Origin of the sequence: Streptococcus sp. CCH8-C6 (assembly GCF_001557225.1) — a bacterium.
Taxonomy (GTDB): Bacteria; Bacillota; Bacilli; order Lactobacillales; family Streptococcaceae; genus Streptococcus; species Streptococcus sanguinis_C.
Map to the genome: position 1 here is coordinate 25,146 of NZ_LSJN01000034.1, position 18,376 is coordinate 43,521.

Sequence of the window (18,376 nt, forward strand, 5' to 3'; positions counted from 1 at the left end):
GCTTTAATCCAAGTTTATTTTCAAAATTTTATTTAGTTTTTATTTGATGAGCTCGTATTTGAGCTACTGTTAGAGGAGGACGAGCCTGAGCTGTCTGCTGTTTTAGTGTTGACACGCATAGTCGTTTCAAATGGTGTCACCACGCTCGGCATGACATTTCCCTGTCCATCAACCGCCTGCAACGGTGCTGTCCCGCTGTAGTTGCCAGTGATAATGACATTGGTCGGAAGAATAGCTACGACATATTCAATCTTAGACAGGGTCTCCTCGTCACTGGTAACTGTAGCTTCCTTATTTTCCAAGGTCACACCACTGATAGACACATTTTCAGCCACCTGGCTGTCTGTGATGAGGTAGCGAACTTCAACCTTCTTGCTGGCCTTTTTACCAATCTTAACAGAAATCTTCTGCGGAGTGACTGTAGCAGTCAGACCGCTCGGTAGGTTTTCCACTTTTAGCGGAATCTCTACTGTGCCTTCTGTAGCCTTGGAAAGATCAGCAACGACTCTAAATTTTCGAGTGCTTTCCTGCATTTCACTGGCTAGATTGACCCGGTTGGAGCCTGTCAGAGCGACGGAAACTTCAGAAGTAAAGCCGCTGATAAAGTAATTCTCGCTGTCATATTTGATATCAATCGGCACATTGGAAACCGTATTGGTATAAGTTTCAGATGTGACCTGTCGAACTCCAGTATTGTTTTGATAACTGCTAGAGGTTGCATAGACAAAAAGCACTAGGGCAAAGAAAAACGAAGAGATGATATAAAGAATTTTTTTACGTTTTTTCATTTCTTCCATCCTCCCATGAAGCGTTTTTTCAAACCTGCTGGCTTGTCCTGCTCTGATAAGAAGACCTTTCTCAGCTCTGTCTCAAACTCATCCAAAGTCAAATCATGCTTGAAAATTCCATTGTGCGTGGTAGAAATACCACCTGTTTCTTCTGAAACAACAAAAGTAAACGCATCGGATACTTCAGACAGGCCAATAGCTGCGCGGTGCCGGGTTCCAAACTCCTTAGAGATACCGCTGCTTTCTGTCAGAGGCAGGTAGGCACAGGAAGCCGCAATTTTATTGTTTTTTATAATGACAGCTCCATCGTGCAATGGCGTATTTGGGATAAAAATGTTGATTAGTAGCTCTCCCGATACATCTGCATCCAAGGGAATCCCTGTCGCAATGTACTCCTGCAAGGTGCGGGTTCCCTGAATGGCCACCAAAGCCCCGATTTTCCGCGGACTCATATAGGCAACGGACTTGACAAAGGCCTGAACCATTTTTTCTTCGTTACTGATGGGCGTCGCAGAAAAAATATCCGTTGCTCGGCCAAGCTTTTCCAATCCTGCCCGAATCTCAGGCGAGAAAATCACCACGGCCGCAATGACCCCGTAAGTGATGACCTGATTGATCAACCAAGAAATGGTGGTCAAGCCGATGATATTGGCAAAAAACTGTGCCAAGATAAAGAAGAGCACCCCGCGGACCAAAATCATAATCTTGGTACCGGCAATGGCTTTGATTAGATAATATAGAATCCATGCGACGATAGCGACGTCAATAATATTAATTACAATCCTCCAAGGGTCAGAAAACAAACTGGCCCAATATTGGAGATTGGTTAGTTGTTGAAAATTCATACTTAGACTTCCTACTCCTCTACAAGCAAAATCAAACAGCTGTAGCAACAAATCGAACTTATTAAATCTAGTAACAGCCTGATTTTATCTTGTAATTAGAGTTCACTCAATTAACTTCTCTCTTTTTATTTTACAGTGGGTCTTAATGCTTAAAGACTTACCAACCCATTATATCACGTTTGTCAATATTTTTCTGTAACCTTCTTTACTTTTTTATGATAAAATATTTCTTATGAAGATAAATACAGCCTTGGGCCTCTTGGCGGGCAAGTCCTCCCACTTTGTTCTCAGCAAAATGGGGCGTGGATCGACTCTGCCGGGGAAAGTTGCCCTGACATTTGATAAAAATATTTTGCAAAACCTAGCAAAGAACTATGAGGTCGTGGTTATTACCGGAACTAATGGTAAAACTCTGACTACAGCTCTGACAGTAGGCATTCTCAAGGAAGCCTTCGGAGAAGTGGTGACCAATCCCAGCGGTGCCAACATGATTACGGGGATTACGACAACTTTCTTGACCGCTAAGAAAGGCAAATCTGAAAAAAATATCGCTGTGCTGGAAATAGACGAAGCCAGCCTATCTCGGATTTGTGATTATATCAAGCCTAGCCTCTTCGTCTTTACCAATATTTTCCGAGACCAGATGGACCGCTATGGCGAGATCTATACGACCTACCAAATGATTCTGGATGCTGCAGCTAAAGTGCCTCAAGCGACTGTGCTGATGAATGGCGACAGCCCCCTCTTTAACTCGGTCAGCCTGAAGAATCCTGTCCGCTACTATGGATTTGATACCGAGAAAGGTCAGCCTCAGCTGGCTCACTACAATACTGAGGGCATCCTCTGTCCCAAGTGCGAGCATATCCTCAAATACGAGCTCAACACCTATGCCAATCTGGGGGCTTATATCTGTGAGGACTGCGGCTTCAAACGTCCTAAGCTTGACTACAGCCTGACCGCTCTCAAAACGCTTGAGCATAACCGCTCTGCCTTTACCATTGATGGTCAAGACTATCAAATCAATATCGGCGGTCTTTATAATATCTACAATGCCTTGGCCGCTGTATCAGTGGCTCAGTTCTTTGGTGTTGAGCCGGCTACTATTAAGGCTGGCTTTGACAAGAGCCGGGCTGTCTTTGGCCGTCAGGAAACTTTTAAAATCGGCGATAAGGAATGTACCTTAGTCTTGATTAAAAATCCGGTCGGAGCCACCCAAGCACTGGATATGATTGGACTGGCACCCTTTGACTTTAGCTTGTCCGTCCTCCTCAATGCCAACTATGCAGACGGCATTGATACCAGCTGGATCTGGGATGCTAACTTTGAGAAGATTCTAGAGATGGAGATTCCTCATGTCATCGCAGGCGGTGTACGCCACTCTGAGATAGCGCGTCGACTGCGGGTAACGGGCTATCCAGCAGATCAGATTACTGAAGTCAAAGATTTGGATGCAGTTTTTAAGACCATTGAACAGCAAGAAACCAAGCATGCCTATATCTTAGCAACTTATACTGCCATGCTAGAATTCCGCGAGTTGCTAGCAGAACGACAAGTGGTCAGAAAGGAGATGAACTAATGGTATACAGATCCCTCACTTCTCCTGAAAACCAGGACTATCGCTACGAAGTAAAGATTGCTCATCTCTATGGCAATCTCATGAATACCTACGGCGATAACGGCAATGTCCTCATGCTCAAGTATGTGGCTGAAAAGCTAGGCGCTAGGGTTGAAGTCGATATCGTCTCTCTAGAAGATGACTTTGACAAGGACAGCTACGACATCGTCTTCTTTGGCGGAGGTCAAGACTATGAGCAAACGATCGTGGCTCGTGACTTGCCAGCTAAAAAAGAAGCTTTGGAAAGCTTTATTAATGAAAACGGCGTAGTGCTAGCCATCTGCGGTGGCTTCCAACTTTTAGGCCAATACTATATCGAGGCTTCTGGCCGTCGAATTGAAGGTCTGGGCATCATGGGTCACTATACCCTCAACCAGACCAAAAACCGCTATATCGGTGACATCAAGATTCATAACGAAGAATTCGATGAAACCTACTACGGCTTTGAAAATCACCAAGGACGGACTTTCCTCGCTGACAATGAAAAACCTCTGGGCAAAGTCGTCTATGGAAATGGCAACAACCAAGAGGATGGTTGCGAAGGTGTTCATTATAAAAATGTCTTTGGCTCCTACTTTCACGGCCCTATCTTGTCCCGCAATGCGAACTTGGCCTACCGTCTGGTGACCACAGCTCTGAAAAATAAGTATGGCTCAGATATTGAACTGGCCGCTTATGAAGATATCCTAGCCCAAGAAATCCCAGAAGAATATGGAGATATCAAGAGCAAGGCCGAGTTTGAATAGATAAACAGGAGAATCACCATGAAAGAAAAATTGCATTATATTCTGCTTTTAATTACCATTCTATTGGTTGCTGGTATTTCCTTAGCCAATATGCAGAGCGTCAATGTTAGCTTTATCTTGTTCAGCTTCAAACTTCCCTTAATCATATTGATTTTGGTCTCAGTGCTCCTAGGCTCTGTCACGACCTTTCTCATCAGCATGTTAAAAAATTTCTCGCTGAAAAAAGAACTTAAAAAAAACAAAGAAGCACTTAAAAATTCCCATACAGAAAACTAGGTTGGAAATTATTCCAGCCTAGTCTTTTTGTATTCTCTTTTGATAAAGGTAGGAAATCAAAGCCAATCCCATCACTCCGAAACCAATCAGAAGAAAGGAAAAGGTATGGACACTCGGCAGAAGAGTCATCAGAAAAGTCGCAGGAGGCATGAAAAAAATTGCCAGTGTGTAGATCGTTGAGAAAACGCGACCTAGATACTGCTTGTCCACCTTGGTCTGAACTTGGCTGAAGAAATGAATATTGAAAACAGTCATAAAGAGCTCACAGATAAGATTACCAGAATAAGAAAAATAGGGATGAACTGGTAGCAATGCAGAGACACCCATGACTGCGACTCCGACACCAGTCAATAGCAGGGCTACAAGTAAGTTGCCCATACTGGCCTTAACCTTGCTGGCTAGAATGGCTCCGATGATTGAGCCTATAGCACCCAAACTCAGAATAGTTGCATAAGAGCCTGTCTTTTCATAGAGCTGATTAGTAAAAGGCAATAGATAATTAAAGGCCGCAAAGAAAAAGTTGACTGCAGAAGCTACCAAGAGCAGAAAGAAAATTTCTTTTTGCTGACAGATATAGACTAGCCCTTCCTTGATATCTCTCAGGATATTGCCAAGATTGATGGGAGACTTCTGCTTGCTTGGCTCATGATTAGGTAGAAAGTAAACCAAGGCAAAAGCCAGAAAGAAGCTGAGAGCATCTAGCTGAAGGGTCACGCGCAAATTTGCATACTGCATCACAATAAAAGATAAAACAGGAGCTGAGACACTGATAACCTGCAAGGCCAATTCCAGATGAGAATTGTAGATTACAATGTCTTCCTTGTCTACAATTTCGGTAATATAAGACTTATTAGCTGGCCGAGAAAAAGCAAAGGCTATAGCCTGAACTACATTGGCAAAAATCAGCGCTCCAATCATGAGCTGGTCATTTGAAATAAAAGAAATCAGCAGACAAAGACCTGCACAAATCAAATCTGTTACCATCAAAACCTTACGCCTGGAAAAGCGGTCCGTAATAGCTCCCCCCAAAGGATTGAATAAGATGGAAGTAACTAGCTCTGATATCTGATAAATGCCCAAGACTGTCTGTCCCAGAGCTCCTAAAGAAGCAAGCCAGACGCTATTTCCATAGTCATAAAGCATATTCCCAATTTTATTAATAGCAGCCCGTGTAATCAGCTGTGCTGCCTGTCGATTCATAAAAATACCTCCTTCCATTTCTGAAACTATTGTATCAGGAATGGAGGGAGGTTCTTTATTTTTCCCATATTTGGGAAATTATGCTTTTACAAACTTATCGAAATGCTCTTGATAATAGGCGACTTGCTCAGGTAAATTCAGCACTTCAAAGATGTGTATGGCTTCCTGCATTTGCTTGATTCCCTGCTTCTTCTGTCCCTTCTGATAAGCCGCAAAACCCTTGAGATAGAGGAACACATTGCGTTCATAGAGTTTGATGCCCTTGCCAATGATTTTCTCTACGTAAGCCTCAAAATAACTAGCCATATCAAAAGAACAGCTTTCCAAACAATGCTGGTAGCAATTGAGCGCTAAAATCAAGACTAGTCTCTTATGGCGACCGATTTCTTTGTAGTAGTCCTCCCGCTCCATAACTTCCTTGCCCAGACGGTAGACATAGTCCACATCATAGAAGCTATAGAGATTGCCAAAAAGAATCAGCTCATACATAGTCCAGTCTTCCACTTGGAAAAGATAATCAGCCACCTTATCTAAATCCTCTTGCCTCATACGAAACTGGCTGTCTCGCTGACAAATCAAGCCCTGCATCAAAATCCAATTCAGCTCATAGTAAAGAGGAGCGCTACTGGCCTTGGCCTTTTCCAACTGCTCCGCTTGCAAGTCCTGAAATCCCTTGATGTCATTTGAGTAGTAAAGAGGGATAATCTTACCCATCATGGCCACATGCTCATGCTGCTGGAAATTCCTTGCCTTGTCCATAAAATTTTCAAGGGTCACATGAATATTGTCCAAGAGATCTAAAAATTTTGAGAGGGTCATGTCCGACTCACCCAGCTCAAAACGAGACAGCTGAGAAGTCGAGCAAACCTGACCCGCCGCTTCCTTCAAAGAATAATGTCCATTTAAACGAAAATCACGAAAAACTTTGCCTAAATCTTCCATTTGTTTATCACTTAAATTCCTTTAATTGCTGTTTCGCTCCCCTTGTCGCTCTTTCAAAACTACCTTCACCGCTCCTTGTTCGGATTTTATTTTCAGACGAAGCTCTTTTCGTCAAAATCTTATCGGCTGAAAATTGGAAAAGGCAAATTCTGCTAAAAGAGCTCGTCAGAAAATAGAAAGTTCGGGATTTGCTCTCAGAGCAATCGTCAGAAAATCTGACAGAGTCATTTCGCTCCAAAATAGCTTTTCAGAAAATCTGACGGACTGACTTGTCTTTAAAAGAACTTAGATTGCTTGAAGAATAGTTTATTTTCCTCGAAAAAATCTCAGAACATATGTAAAAATTCGTCTCTTGTTCTCAGGGGAAAAAATCTTTCATGAAGAATCTTCCTTTTTGCCATAAAATCAGAAATTCCACCTGTAAAAATTCGTTTTTTAATCTTTTTTGGCTGATTTCATATGTGAATTAAGCATTCTGAGCTCTGGGGAGCTCATTTCTCACAGGAACTGCATACTTCTACACCTTCTCCGCAAGTTCTTCCCACTCTTGCATGGCTTCTTCTTGGGCGGCAGTCAGCTGGTCGATTTGCTGCTGGCTCTCCATGAGTTCACTGGCGTCGTTGGTAGCCTGCATGGCTTCCTGAAGCTGACTGATCTGACTATCCAAATCCTCAATTTGCGCTTCCAGTTGTTCTAAGCGGCGGGCCAGTCGGCGCTGTTCTTTCTGGTTTTCCTTTTGAAGCTGATAGTCATTGGCTGGGGCAGGCTTATCAGAATCGACCTGCTCCGTCTCCTCACGCAAGGCTTCCTGCTCTGCCTTTTTCTCCAGATAGTAGTCATAATCACCCAGATAAAGGGTAGAGCCTGTCTCAGAGAGCTCGATAATCTGGGTGGCCACGCGATTGATAAAGTAACGGTCATGGCTGACAAAGAGCAGGGTACCGTCAAAGTCAATCAGGGCATTTTCCAGCACTTCCTTGCTGTCAATGTCCAGGTGGTTGGTCGGCTCGTCGAGGATGAGGAAGTTGTTGTTTTCCATAGACAGCTTGGCTAGGAGCAGACGCGCCCGCTCTCCACCTGATAGCATGCCGACAGACTTCTTGACATCGTCTCCCGAGAAGAGGAAAGCGCCTAAGCGATTGCGAATCTCGACCTCTGGCGTCAGCTTGAAGTCATTCCATAGCTCATCAAGAACCGTATTGCTGGGAGTCAGCTTGCTCTGGGTCTGGTCATAGTAGCCCACTTCCACATTAGCTCCCAGCTGCTCCTTGCCTCTGATGAAGGGCACTTGACCGATTAGTGATTTAATCAAGGTCGTCTTTCCAATCCCATTTGGCCCGACAATAGCTACCGCATTAAACTTGCGAATATCAAGGTTAATTGGCTCCGACAGGACTTCCTCGCCATAGCCAATAGCTGCATCTTCCAAGGTCAGCACAACATTGCCTGAAACTTTATCGGATTGGAAGGTCATATTAGCCGAGCGACTGCCGGTCTCCGGCCTGTCCAAACGCTCCATCTTTTCCAGCTGCTTGCGACGGGACTGAGCTCGCTTGGTAGTGGAGGCTCGAACTAGATTGCGATTGACAAAGTCCTCCAGCGCAGCGATTTCTTTCTGTTGCTTTTCATAGTTCTTGGCTTCAGTGGCTAGCTTCTGCTCCTTTTGGACCACAAAGCTAGAGTAATTACCCACATAGCGATCCAAGGAATGCTTGGTCAAATCCAGCGTGATGGTCGCAACCTTGTCTAGGAAATAGCGGTCGTGGCTGACGATGATCAGGGCACCGCTGTAGTTGATTAAGTAAGTCTCCAGCCAGGCAATGGTCTCGATATCCAAGTGGTTGGTCGGCTCGTCCAGTACCAGCAACTCTGGTTTTTCCAACAGCATCTTAGCCAGCGCCAGACGGGTATTCTGCCCGCCTGACAGTTCAGAAATCTTCATCTGCCACATGGACTGGTCAAACTTGAAGCCATTCAAAATCGCTCGAATATCAGCCTCATAGGTAAAACCACCTTTCTGGCGAAAGTCCTCTGACAGCTGGTCGTACTGGGTCATGAGTGCAGTCAGGGCTTCCCCCGACAATTCTCCCATTTGCAGCTCCATCTGCCGCAAACGCTTCTCTTGCTGGCGCAGACTATTAAAGACCAGCAGCATCTCGTCGTAGATAGTATTCTCCGACTCAAAGCGGCTGTCCTGTGCCAGATAGGACAGGGAAAGATCTCGTTTTTTATTGATCTGACCAGAAGTAGGCTCTTCCTCGCCCACCAAAATCTTGAGCAGGGTTGACTTCCCAGCTCCATTTTTACCGACGAGGGCAATCCGATCGCCCTCATCCACCTGCAGGTTAATATTGTCAAAAAGAAGCTCCCCTGCAAAAGAGCGTTCAATCTTGCTTGCTTGTAAAATAATCATAAGACCATTATAGCAGATTTCCAGAAGCACAGCTATCAGAATTCAAGAGAAAGCGAACTCAGCTCCCCAAAAGAAAAAAGACAGTCATACCAGACTGCCTTACATAAAACTATTGAGAATAGATTGATTCTGCAAAATCAGATAAATTCCCAGCAGAATCAGAACCGCAAAGACAACAAATTTAATCATTCCCTTGATCAGACGAATAACCAGAAGGATAATCATGGACCCGACTAGCCACATAAAGGCGGAATTGTGAAAAAATCCCTGAACTGCCTCAATATTCTGGCCGAAGAAGACCTGAATGGGCGCCGGAACATGATTTTCCCAAGCCGCTGTCACTCCTAGATGGTTGGCAATCTCATTGCCGCTTTTCCATAGCCAGACAAAGATTCCTGAGTTAAAAACAAAGAGAAAAACTTGCTCTGGAAAATGTCGAATCAAATAAAAAATAGATTTTAACATAGGCTTACGATTGATACAAGTCTTTTACAGCCTGGATATCTGTCGGCTGGATACTGTAAAATGAGCCCGCTGACTGCATCACTGATTCCTCCTCATTATGGTCTAATCCGATAGCATGGCCCAATTCGTGCGCTGCTGTATTGACAATCCGCTCATGAGAATAAGCATAGCGACTGTCCAGCAGGTAGTAACTATTAAGGCGAACCGTAACATGGGTAAACCGCTTGGTTAGGAGATTGGTCTGCGACTCAGCTTCACCAGCTGCACTGACGTTGCCATCATTCATCTCTGTCGCAACAATGTCCGCCTTGTCTTTGTCATTGATGATTTGAAAGGTGAAGGCACCTGTTTGATTCCAAGAATCAATGGCCTCCTTATAGGCTGAACGGAAGGTTTCATTATTTGTATCGATATAAATCGTGGCACTTGGCTGATCCCAACGAGCCCCTGTTGTTGCATGCTCATCTGTCAGCTGATCCGTCTGCGTCTCCTCACTGCTGTGAAGCCCCGTGGAAATGCCTTGGTGATTTAAAAATTGATCCACTCTGCCAACAGCTGTCTGAACAGCCTGCGTCAGTCCCTCGGTGCCCGGCTCTGTCGAAGTGGTAAAATAGAAAATTCCGACAATAACCATAAAGCTCAGGACAAAGGACCAGGCAAGTCCCCAAACCACGCGCCCAATCAGACGCATGAGGAACCGGATGCTTTTAAAAATAAGTCCCATCGCAACCTCCTTTACTAGATTGTAAGAGAACGTTGATTTTACCACCGCTTTCTTAAAAAAGACTGAAAAATTCGCCTTCTTTCATCTATTAGTATAAAAGAAAATGACTACAAATCTGCAACCATTTCTTTTCATACTATTGAATACTCTTTGCAAATCCATTTTTGAGTATCAAATTAAGAACCTCTATCCAGACTGACCCTGCCACTATTATAGTCCAAACGAATCCCTTTTTGCACATTCGGAATAAAGACATTGAATTCCAGACTGCCATCGCTGGACTTGGCCTCTAGATGAGAACCAACTGGCACTAAATCAGTCTCCGTGGCATAAATCAAGGTTACCCGGTAGCGCACTCGCTTGTTCTTATCCAAAGCCTTCCGGATCTTTGTCTCATAGTAATTCTGCCCTGTCGAATCCGCTTCATTGGCTTGGTTGGACCAGGCCGTCTGCACAGCGATATTGGCAGGATTGCTAGTAGAAGCATCAAAGCCCTTCAAACCACCAATCAGCGAATAGGCCAAGAGATGTCCGCGGTCCACAGCGTGATTGTACTCACCAGGGAGGTTCTTGAGTTGATGCCAGCCTGCCGGTACCCATGAAGTGTTGGCATTTCCAGTTTCTTCCCGTTTTTTGTACTGGCGGGTAGACTTGGATAAAAAGGCATTCGCCACTGTCGGAAGGGTTTGCCCTTGTACAAGCTTGGTCTTATTGTCAGCGTAGGGTTTGCTAGAAATCCCCGCATCCAAGTCTGTCTTATTCCCATTCACGATAAAGGCGCCAGCTCCATTCCATTCAATGCTGCCTTTAAGCTGAGCTCGGACAGCATCCGTCAGAACGCTCTCAGCCAATTCCTGGCTAGGGGTGCCCTGATCTTGGACTTGCCCAACTCTGATTTTTGAATTTGGACTCTGAAGTGGCTGCTGACCTTCCTGTCCCCAGAAATAGCCAGCCAGAGCTAAAATCAAAGCCAGAGTCAGCCCAGCCCAGCCTTGCAGGCTCTTAGAATTCCTTTTCTGACTAGTCTTTCTTTTCATCTTTTTTCTTTCAACTTAGCAAACTGGATTCATTTCAGCCAGTCTTTTCGACTAGGAGCTAGTTTCCAGTAAACTTCCCGATTAATTCTTGCCAGGTTTCTGGTGACCAGATAGAGCCCTTACCGTTTCCGATAACATTATAACCAATCATCAAAGCCACGAAAAAGAGAATCACAGCTACCAAAAGAACCAGTAAAACAAGGCCAATTTGCCGACCTAAATATTTTAGATTTTCACTCATCGTCTTCTTCCTTTACACGCTTCACTTTGGCTCCCAAGGCTGCCAATTTCTCATGGAATTTATAGTAGCCTCGGTCTAAGTGTACGAGCTTGCTGACCTTAGTCTCGCCTTCAGCAATCAAGCCCATCAGAATCAAAGTCGCACTGGCCCGAAGGTCTGTTGACATGACTTCAGCTCCCTGAAGACTGCCACCGCCCCAGATACGAGCTGTGTCACGCATGATATCAGAGTGCAGCCCCATCCGACGCATTTCCTCTAGATGCTGGAAGCGGTTCTCAAAGACAGTCTCAATCATCGTAGACTCGCCCTTGGCCATAGCCATGAGAGCCGTAAACTGAGCCTGCATGTCCGTTGGGAAGCCTGGATAAGGAAGGGTCTTGACCGCAACCGGTCTAAGTTTCGAAACATCGGAACGAATCCGAATCCCTTCATCTTCCTCTGTCACTTCCACTCCCATTTCCTGCATTTTGGAAAGCAGGGGACGATTGTGCTCCCAAATGGCATCCTCAATCAGCAAGTCACCGCTGGTCATAGCTGCAGCAACCATAAAAGTTCCTGCTTCGATACGGTCTTGAACTACATTATGCTTGGCCCCGTGCAGCTGGTCCACTCCGACAATAGTCAAAGTCTCAGTACCTGCTCCTCTGACCTTGGCTCCCATTTCATTTAAAAAGAGGGCTAGGTCAACAATTTCAGGCTCCCGAGCGGCATTTTCAATCACTGTCGTTCCTTGAGCCAGAGTTGCAGCCATCATGATGTTTTGCGTTGCTCCCACACTAGGAAAGTCCATGTAAATGTGAGCACCCTTGAGCCGATCTGCCTTCGCTTCGATATAACCCGCTGTCTGGGTAATCTGCGCGCCCATGGCTTCTAAGCCCTTCAGGTGCAAGTCAATAGGCCGACTGCCAATCGTACAGCCGCCTGGCATGGAAACCTTAGCATGACCATTACGAGCCAGAACTGGCCCCAAAACAACGATAGATGCCCGCATTTTACTGACGTATTTGTAAGGCGCCTCCTCAGACAAGGGCTGGGTGGCATCCACAACAACTGTATTTTCTTCCTGATTAAAATCCACCTGAGTGTTTAAACCGCGGACCACATTGTTCATGGTAAAGACATCAGACAAGACCGGAACATTTTTCAAAACAGACTGGCCTTCACTAGCCAAGACTGTCGCTGCCAAGAGAGGCAGCACCGCATTTTTTGCTCCTTCAATCTTGACCTTTCCGACCAAGCGATTATCTCCACCTTGAATAATAATTTTTTCCATACCGATTCCTTACTCTAAATTTTTAAAATCATCCATACTATCATACCATAAAATCAAAAATATGACCTTATAAAGTACCATTAAAAATCGCCCGGCTCATATCGTAAATACCAATGAAGAAAAGGCTGACTAAATAGCCCAAGGCAATACTGAACAAGAGAATCAAAAAGCGAATCTTCATCGCATTATCGGCATTAACCTTGAAAAACCTCTCCCACTCAACAACCGTTGACAGCAGATGAAAGGCAAAGAAAATAAAGAGCAAATGACTGCATAATTTAAAAACAACTTCTACCATAACTTTTATTATACCACAAGACTCCAGTCAGGGACGAACTAAATAGTCCCCCCTTTTTCTTTGGAAAAGAAAACTGAGACAGATCTGCCTCAGTTTTTCGTATTCAGTTTGTATTCAAGAAACCAAATCTCGTCAGATGAAAGATGACTTCCATCAATCTAGGCAAAATAGCTTCTTATAATCTTGTTCCGACATTGATCCGGTTAATCGCCCGCTGCAGGGCAATCTTAGCCCGGCGTTCTTGGTCAATCAAATGCTTATCATGTGCTTCTTCGATTTCTTGCTCAGCTCGGAGTTTAGCCCGCTCAGCCCGACTAATGTCGATATCTCGCTCACGCTCAGCTGAATCCGCCACAATGGTAATGACATTATCTGCAATTTCAATGATTCCGCCATTAACCGCAATCCAATCGATATGCATGTCATCATCAACCCGACGTACCTTGACCTGATCTACTTCTAAAACAGCGATGGTATTGATGTGGCGGGGCAAAATCCCCAACTCACCATCAATGGTCTTTACGGAAACAAATGCAGCATGGTGATCATAAATAAGACCATCCGGTGTCACGATTTGTACTGTCATTTGAGCCATCATTCACCTCTTAGAATCCCATTTTCTCAGCCTTGGCCAATACATCCTCGATGGAGCCCACACCACGGAAGGCATCTTCTGGCAGCTTATCGTGCTTACCTTCAAGGATTTCTTTGAAGCCACGAACCGTTTCAGCTACTGGCACATAGGAACCTGGCTGACCAGTAAACTGCTCCGCCACATTGAAGTTCTGTGACAGAAAGAACTGAATCCGCCGCGCACGTGCTACCAGTGTCTTCTCATCGTCAGACAACTCGTCCATACCAAGGATAGCAATGATATCCTGCAATTCATGATAACGTTGCAGAACCCGCTTAACCTCTGCTGCCACTGCATAGTGCTCTTCTCCGACAATCTCTGGTGAAAGGGCACGAGAGCTGGAAGCGAGTGGATCCACGGCTGGATAAATCCCCAGCTGAACCAATTTCCGTTCCAGGTTGGTCGTAGAGTCCAAGTGAGCAAAAGCTGTCGCTGGTGCTGGGTCAGTATAGTCATCCGCTGGCACATAAATAGCCTGGATGGAAGTAACGGAACCTTTCTTAGTTGAGGTAATACGTTCTTGTAACTGTCCCATTTCTGTAGCAAGTGTTGGTTGGTAACCAACGGCTGATGGCATGCGTCCCAAAAGGGCAGACACTTCCGAACCAGCCTGCGTAAAGCGGAAGATGTTGTCAATAAAGAGCAGCACGTCCTGACCTTCCACATCGCGGAAATATTCCGCAATAGTCAGTCCGGTAAGAGCAACCCGCATCCGAGCTCCTGGCGGTTCATTCATCTGACCAAAGACCATAGCCGTCTTTTCGATAACGCCAGACTCTTTCATTTCCCAGTAGAGGTCATTCCCTTCACGCGTCCGTTCACCAACACCTGTGAAGACAGAAATCCCCCCGTGTTCTTGGGCAATGTTGTGAATCAATTCCTGAATCAGGACTGTTTTCCCTACTCCGGCACCACCAAAGAGACCAACCTTCCCACCTTTCAGATAAGGTGCCAGAAGGTCGATAACCTTGATCCCTGTTTCCAGGATTTCTGATGAAGTTGATAGTTCATCAAAGGTCGGTGCCTTTTTATGAATCGGCTGGCGCTCTGCATCTTCTGCAAAAGGCGCATCCAAGTCAATAGTATCCCCAAGGACATTGAACACCCGGCCCAGAGTTTCCTTGCCGACCGGCACAGAAATCGGACGACCAGTATCTAAGACCTCTAAACCACGTGTCAAACCATCGGTCGACTCCATGGCAATGGTCCGCACCACACCGTCACCAAGCTCAAGAGCTACTTCAAGGACGATTTTTGATTTTTTCTCATCATTTTTATAGACTACAAGTGCATTATTTATCTCAGGTAGTTTGTCTCCGGCAGCAAACGCAACGTCTACGACCGGCCCGATAACCTGAGCAATTTTGCCTGAGCTCATGTTTTTTCCCTCGTTTAATTTCTAATTCATTTGTGGCCTTATTCTAGGGCACTTGCACCCGCCACGATTTCAGTAATTTCCTGCGTAATGGCAGCCTGCCGAGCGCGGTTGTACTGAATAGTCAAATCGCTGATAACCTTTTTAGCATTGTCTGTCGCTGTCTGCATAGCAGTCATACCGGCAGCATTCTCAGCCGTCTTGGCATCAATAATGGCACCGTAAATCATGCTCTCTGCAAACTGGGGTAGCAGTTGGTCCAAGATAGAATCCCGACTGGACTCCAGTTCCAGATTCAGCGTATAATCTTCATCAGCTTCATTAGGATCCAAGTCAATGATTGGCAGCATCTGCTCCACCCGCATCTGACTGGTCAGACTGTTGACATGGTGGTTATAGCAGACATAGAGCTCATCAAAGAGCTCATTCTGATACATCTCAATGGTCTTGCTAATGATTTTACGGACCTCATCAAAGCTAGGCTGGTCGGCTAGACCACGCAGCTCATAAACTGGCTGAATGCCCCTAGCTCGGAAGAAATCAGCACCAACACTTCCGATACAGATGACTTCAAAGTCCTCTCCTGTCGGATGGTACTCAGCTTTCAGCTCCATCAAAGCCTTAAGGATAGTCGCATTGTAGCCACCTACCAGCCCGCGGTCAGAAGTAATGACGATATAGGCTGATTTCTTAACTGGCCGACTGATTAACATCGAGTGATGACGGGCATTTTCTGCCTCGTGGCCATGCAGCATATCCGTAACTAACTTACGCACTTTCTGGGCATAGACCTGAAAATTCTTAGCTGCTTCCTCAGATTTTCCCAGCTTAGCAGCAGAAACCATCTGCATGGCATTGGTGATTTGACTGGTGTTTTTCGTGGATGCAATTTTATTTTTAATATCATTTAACGAAACTGCCATCTGACACCTCTATTCTTATTTGAAGCTAGACTGGTCAATAAACTCAGTAATGGCAGCATCCAAGACTTCCTCACTTGGAAGGTCTTTCGTTGTCCGAATGGTTTCATAAATGCTTTCTTGATGTGCATCAAAGTAGGCAAATAGTTCTGACTCAAAGCGCAGAATATCGTCTACTGGCACACTGTCTAGGAAACCATGGGTCAAAGCATAGAGAATCACTACCTGCTTTTCAACCGGCAGCGGCTCATGAATCGGCTGTTTCAAGACTTCTACAGTCCTGCGTCCACGATTGAGTTTGGCCTGCGTTGCTGCATCCAAATCACTACCAAACTTAGTAAAGGCCTCCAGCTCCCGATAAGAAGCCAGGTCGATACGCAGGGTTCCAGCTACTTTCTTCATAGCTTTGATTTGGGCAGAGCCCCCAACCCGTGATACAGAAGAACCTGCATCAATAGCTGGACGTACCCCAGCATTGAACAGGCTGTCGCTGAGGAAAATTTGTCCGTCAGTGATTGAAATCACGTTGGTCGCGATATAAGCTGAAATATCTCCTGCCTGCGTTTCAATAAATGGCAAAGCTGTAATCGAACCACCGCCCAGCTCATCAGAAACCTTGGCTGAACGTTCCAAGAGACGGCTATGCAGATAGAAAACATCTCCTGGAAAGGCCTCACGGCCTGGCGGACGGCGGAGCAAGAGGGACAGTTCACGATAGGCCACCGCCTGCTTAGACAAGTCATCATAGACAATCAAAACATGCTTGCCATTATACATGAACTCTTCTGCCATCGCTACACCAGCATAAGGCGCTAGGAAAAGCAAGGGCGACGGCTGTGAAGCAGAGGCTGTCACGACAATCGTATAGTCCAAAGCACCATACTGACGGAGCGTTTCTACCTGCGTACGAACGGTAGATTCTTTCTGACCAATCGCCACATAGATACAAATCATATCCTGACCTTTCTGGTTCAGGATGGCATCAATGGCAATGGTCGTCTTCCCAGTCTGACGGTCCCCGATAATCAGCTCCCGCTGGCCACGGCCAATCGGAACCAAGGCATCAATTGCCTTGAGACCTGTCTGCAAAGGCTCAGATACTGACTTACGCTGCATGACACCCGGAGCCGGCGTTTCAACTGGACGTGTCTTGTCCGTGACAATGTCACCAAGTCCATCAACAGGACGACCCAGCGGATCAACAACCCGCCCAATCAAGGCCTCTCCGACAGGAACTTCCATGATTTTGCCAGTCCGGCGAATGGTATCTCCCTCACGAATGTCTGTAAAGTCTCCCAAGATGATAATCCCAACATCGGTCGACTCTAGATTTTGCGCCATACCATAAGAGCCATTTTCAAAGATTAACAGCTCTCCGCTCATAGCCTTATCCAGACCATGAGCACGCGCGATTCCATCACCAATATAAGTGACGACCCCTGTTTCTGTGACGTCAAAATTTGGCTGGAAATTTTCAATTTGTTGCTTAATTAAAGCGCTGATTTCTTGTGCGTTAATCGCCAAAATTCACACCACTTTCTATTTCAATTTTTCTTTTACGACTTGCAATTGACGTTTTATGCTTGCATCAATTGTTTTGTTATTGGCAGAGATGACAAAGCCGCCAATCAAGCTGCTGTCCAATTCTTCCTTGAGCGAGCGGACTTTTAGGCCCATCTTCTGCTCAATAATCGGTCGAATCTTCTCCTTCTGACTGGCTGTCAAAGGCTGAACAGAGCGGAGCGTCACCTCAAACTCATTGCTGATCTTTTCAAGCTGATGCTGACTCTCCAGCACAATCTCATAAAAGAGGTCCTCACGATGATTGAGAATGACGATTTCAATCAGATTATCAAGCAGCTGGGAGCCTGAGTTTTGAAAGAGCCGCAGACTCTTTTCTTTCTCGTGGTCACTGATGCCGATATGTGACAAAAAGTCAGCAAGGCCGGTCTCCTCGAAAACAGCCTTAATCTGACTCAGTTTTTCAAAAACATCTTCTTGCTGACCTTTTTCAAAGACCGTCTGAACAAAAGGCAAAGCATATTTCTCAATGATTGCATATTGCTTCTTATCCATCAGGCATCTCCTAACTGTTTGATATAGCGGTCAATGAGCTCGCTTTGAGCTTCCTTATCCAGCTCCTGGCTCAAAATCTTACTAGCCAGAGTCACTGTCAAGTCAGCCACTTCTCCTTTGATGCTGCTCATAGCCTCTGCCTTATTTTGGGCAATTTCCTGATTGGCTTTAGCCTTCAAGCGCCCTGCTTCTTCTGCTGCATTTGCTAGGATGCCAGCCTTGTTCTTCTCAGCTGTCTCCTTAGCTGTCTCAACGATAGAAACTGCTTCGACCCGACTGCCTGCTAGAGCTTCCTCACGCTTTTGCGCCAAGTCTTCTGCTTTCTGACGTGCAGCTTCTGCACCATCAATATCGTCTGAAATCTTTTGAGCACGCTGGTCTAAAATCCCGATAATATTGCCCCAAGCAAACTTCTTAATGAGAAATACTAAAAGAAGAAAGGAGCCGGCAATCAAGATAAAGTTGCCAATAATTTCACCTACGGTTATATTCATTTTATCTATCCTTT

Annotated in this window: 20 protein-coding genes; 3 read left to right on the plus strand and 17 right to left on the minus strand. The window is 45.4% G+C overall.

The window, feature by feature from the left end:
* Positions 1 to 32: 32 nt before the first annotated feature.
* On the minus strand, positions 33 to 797 hold the full coding sequence (locus tag AX677_RS04120; RefSeq protein ID WP_002921744.1) for a YbbR-like domain-containing protein: 765 nt from the start codon (positions 795 to 797) through the stop codon (positions 33 to 35).
* Entirely contained in the window at positions 785 to 1,633 is an 849-nt protein-coding gene (gene cdaA, locus AX677_RS04125) for a diadenylate cyclase CdaA (RefSeq protein ID WP_060976264.1), read from the minus strand. Before cdaA ends, AX677_RS04120 begins: the two co-directional genes overlap by 13 nt.
* Before the next feature lie 232 nt (positions 1,634 to 1,865).
* Here cdaA and murT point away from each other — a divergent pair, with 232 nt between their 5' ends.
* The 3 genes from murT to AX677_RS04140 are packed head-to-tail and all read left to right on the plus strand — an operon-like array spanning position 1,866 to position 4,270.
* Positions 1,866 to 3,209 (plus strand): lipid II isoglutaminyl synthase subunit MurT, encoded by a 1,344-nt coding sequence (gene murT, locus AX677_RS04130; RefSeq protein WP_060976265.1) that lies wholly within the window; start codon positions 1,866 to 1,868, stop codon positions 3,207 to 3,209.
* On the plus strand, positions 3,209 to 3,994 hold the full coding sequence (gatD, locus tag AX677_RS04135) for a lipid II isoglutaminyl synthase subunit GatD (RefSeq protein ID WP_060976266.1): 786 nt from the start codon (positions 3,209 to 3,211) through the stop codon (positions 3,992 to 3,994). The genes murT and gatD overlap by 1 nt, the downstream gene beginning before the upstream one ends.
* An 18-nt stretch (positions 3,995 to 4,012) precedes the next feature.
* Positions 4,013 to 4,270 carry a LapA family protein gene (locus tag AX677_RS04140; protein ID WP_060976267.1) on the plus strand — a complete coding sequence of 86 codons (258 nt, stop codon included), beginning with the start codon at positions 4,013 to 4,015 and terminating at the stop codon, positions 4,268 to 4,270.
* Positions 4,271 to 4,288: 18 nt separating this feature from the next.
* Here AX677_RS04140 and AX677_RS04145 read toward each other — a convergent pair whose 3' ends face one another.
* The 15 genes from AX677_RS04145 to atpF form a co-directional block, all read right to left on the minus strand.
* Positions 4,289 to 5,470 (minus strand): MFS transporter, encoded by a 1,182-nt coding sequence (locus AX677_RS04145; protein ID WP_060976268.1) that lies wholly within the window; start codon positions 5,468 to 5,470, stop codon positions 4,289 to 4,291.
* 78 nt (positions 5,471 to 5,548) lie between these two features.
* A complete protein-coding gene (locus AX677_RS04150) occupies positions 5,549 to 6,412 on the minus strand; it encodes an XRE/MutR family transcriptional regulator (protein ID WP_060976269.1) in 864 nt (287 codons plus the stop codon).
* A 517-nt stretch (positions 6,413 to 6,929) separates the two neighbouring features.
* Complete coding sequence (locus tag AX677_RS04155) at positions 6,930 to 8,825, minus strand: ABC-F family ATP-binding cassette domain-containing protein (protein WP_060976270.1); 1,896 nt, start codon at positions 8,823 to 8,825, stop codon at positions 6,930 to 6,932.
* Between the two features lie 99 nt (positions 8,826 to 8,924).
* Positions 8,925 to 9,290 carry a hypothetical protein gene (locus tag AX677_RS04160; protein ID WP_060976271.1) on the minus strand — a complete coding sequence of 122 codons (366 nt, stop codon included), beginning with the start codon at positions 9,288 to 9,290 and terminating at the stop codon, positions 8,925 to 8,927.
* 4 nt (positions 9,291 to 9,294) lie between these two features.
* Complete coding sequence (locus AX677_RS04165) at positions 9,295 to 10,014, minus strand: matrixin family metalloprotease (protein WP_049553467.1); 720 nt, start codon at positions 10,012 to 10,014, stop codon at positions 9,295 to 9,297.
* Between the two features lie 176 nt (positions 10,015 to 10,190).
* Complete coding sequence (locus AX677_RS04170; RefSeq protein ID WP_060976272.1) at positions 10,191 to 11,051, minus strand: DNA/RNA non-specific endonuclease; 861 nt, start codon at positions 11,049 to 11,051, stop codon at positions 10,191 to 10,193.
* 58 nt (positions 11,052 to 11,109) lie between these two features.
* Positions 11,110 to 11,292, minus strand: coding sequence for a DNA-directed RNA polymerase subunit beta (locus AX677_RS04175; RefSeq protein ID WP_002917490.1), 183 nt, complete (start codon positions 11,290 to 11,292; stop codon positions 11,110 to 11,112).
* Positions 11,285 to 12,565, minus strand: a complete 1,281-nt coding sequence (murA, locus tag AX677_RS04180) for a UDP-N-acetylglucosamine 1-carboxyvinyltransferase (RefSeq protein WP_060976273.1) — start codon at positions 12,563 to 12,565, stop codon at positions 11,285 to 11,287. The genes AX677_RS04175 and murA overlap by 8 nt, the downstream gene beginning before the upstream one ends.
* A gap of 67 nt (positions 12,566 to 12,632) precedes the next feature.
* On the minus strand, positions 12,633 to 12,863 hold the full coding sequence (locus AX677_RS04185) for a DUF1146 family protein (protein ID WP_002895990.1): 231 nt from the start codon (positions 12,861 to 12,863) through the stop codon (positions 12,633 to 12,635).
* A gap of 175 nt (positions 12,864 to 13,038) precedes the next feature.
* Positions 13,039 to 13,461, minus strand: a complete 423-nt coding sequence (locus tag AX677_RS04190; RefSeq protein ID WP_082730228.1) for a F0F1 ATP synthase subunit epsilon — start codon at positions 13,459 to 13,461, stop codon at positions 13,039 to 13,041.
* 7 nt (positions 13,462 to 13,468) lie between these two features.
* The gene (atpD, locus tag AX677_RS04195; protein WP_002895993.1) at positions 13,469 to 14,875 is read right to left on the minus strand and encodes a F0F1 ATP synthase subunit beta; all 1,407 of its coding nucleotides are present in this window, start codon (positions 14,873 to 14,875) and stop codon (positions 13,469 to 13,471) included.
* A gap of 38 nt (positions 14,876 to 14,913) precedes the next feature.
* Entirely contained in the window at positions 14,914 to 15,795 is an 882-nt protein-coding gene (locus tag AX677_RS04200) for a F0F1 ATP synthase subunit gamma (protein ID WP_002895995.1), read from the minus strand.
* Positions 15,796 to 15,810: 15 nt separating this feature from the next.
* A complete protein-coding gene (gene atpA, locus AX677_RS04205; protein WP_002895997.1) occupies positions 15,811 to 17,316 on the minus strand; it encodes a F0F1 ATP synthase subunit alpha in 1,506 nt (501 codons plus the stop codon).
* A 15-nt stretch (positions 17,317 to 17,331) separates the two neighbouring features.
* A complete protein-coding gene (locus AX677_RS04210) occupies positions 17,332 to 17,868 on the minus strand; it encodes a F0F1 ATP synthase subunit delta (protein WP_060976275.1) in 537 nt (178 codons plus the stop codon).
* On the minus strand, positions 17,868 to 18,362 hold the full coding sequence (atpF, locus tag AX677_RS04215; RefSeq protein ID WP_002915584.1) for a F0F1 ATP synthase subunit B: 495 nt from the start codon (positions 18,360 to 18,362) through the stop codon (positions 17,868 to 17,870). Before atpF ends, AX677_RS04210 begins: the two co-directional genes overlap by 1 nt.
* Between the last annotated feature and the right edge of the window lie 14 nt (positions 18,363 to 18,376).

Excerpts from the sequence above, each read along its gene's own strand:
- AX677_RS04120 (WP_002921744.1), bottom strand. The coding sequence starts at position 797 with ATGGAAGAAATGAAAAAACGTAAAAAAATTCTTTATATCATCTCTTCG.
- cdaA (WP_060976264.1), bottom strand. The coding sequence starts at position 1,633 with ATGAATTTTCAACAACTAACCAATCTCCAATATTGGGCCAGTTTGTTT.
- murT (WP_060976265.1), top strand. The coding sequence starts at position 1,866 with ATGAAGATAAATACAGCCTTGGGCCTCTTGGCGGGCAAGTCCTCCCAC.
- gatD (WP_060976266.1), top strand. The coding sequence starts at position 3,209 with ATGGTATACAGATCCCTCACTTCTCCTGAAAACCAGGACTATCGCTAC.
- AX677_RS04140 (WP_060976267.1), top strand. The coding sequence starts at position 4,013 with ATGAAAGAAAAATTGCATTATATTCTGCTTTTAATTACCATTCTATTG.
- AX677_RS04145 (WP_060976268.1), bottom strand. The coding sequence starts at position 5,470 with ATGAATCGACAGGCAGCACAGCTGATTACACGGGCTGCTATTAATAAA.
- AX677_RS04150 (WP_060976269.1), bottom strand. The coding sequence starts at position 6,412 with ATGGAAGATTTAGGCAAAGTTTTTCGTGATTTTCGTTTAAATGGACAT.
- AX677_RS04155 (WP_060976270.1), bottom strand. The coding sequence starts at position 8,825 with ATGATTATTTTACAAGCAAGCAAGATTGAACGCTCTTTTGCAGGGGAG.
- AX677_RS04160 (WP_060976271.1), bottom strand. The coding sequence starts at position 9,290 with ATGTTAAAATCTATTTTTTATTTGATTCGACATTTTCCAGAGCAAGTT.
- AX677_RS04165 (WP_049553467.1), bottom strand. The coding sequence starts at position 10,014 with ATGGGACTTATTTTTAAAAGCATCCGGTTCCTCATGCGTCTGATTGGG.
- AX677_RS04170 (WP_060976272.1), bottom strand. The coding sequence starts at position 11,051 with ATGAAAAGAAAGACTAGTCAGAAAAGGAATTCTAAGAGCCTGCAAGGC.
- AX677_RS04175 (WP_002917490.1), bottom strand. The coding sequence starts at position 11,292 with ATGAGTGAAAATCTAAAATATTTAGGTCGGCAAATTGGCCTTGTTTTA.
- murA (WP_060976273.1), bottom strand. The coding sequence starts at position 12,565 with ATGGAAAAAATTATTATTCAAGGTGGAGATAATCGCTTGGTCGGAAAG.
- AX677_RS04185 (WP_002895990.1), bottom strand. The coding sequence starts at position 12,863 with ATGGTAGAAGTTGTTTTTAAATTATGCAGTCATTTGCTCTTTATTTTC.
- AX677_RS04190 (WP_082730228.1), bottom strand. The coding sequence starts at position 13,461 with ATGATGGCTCAAATGACAGTACAAATCGTGACACCGGATGGTCTTATT.
- atpD (WP_002895993.1), bottom strand. The coding sequence starts at position 14,875 with ATGAGCTCAGGCAAAATTGCTCAGGTTATCGGGCCGGTCGTAGACGTT.
- AX677_RS04200 (WP_002895995.1), bottom strand. The coding sequence starts at position 15,795 with ATGGCAGTTTCGTTAAATGATATTAAAAATAAAATTGCATCCACGAAA.
- AX677_RS04210 (WP_060976275.1), bottom strand. The coding sequence starts at position 17,868 with ATGGATAAGAAGCAATATGCAATCATTGAGAAATATGCTTTGCCTTTT.
- atpF (WP_002915584.1), bottom strand. The coding sequence starts at position 18,362 with ATGAATATAACCGTAGGTGAAATTATTGGCAACTTTATCTTGATTGCC.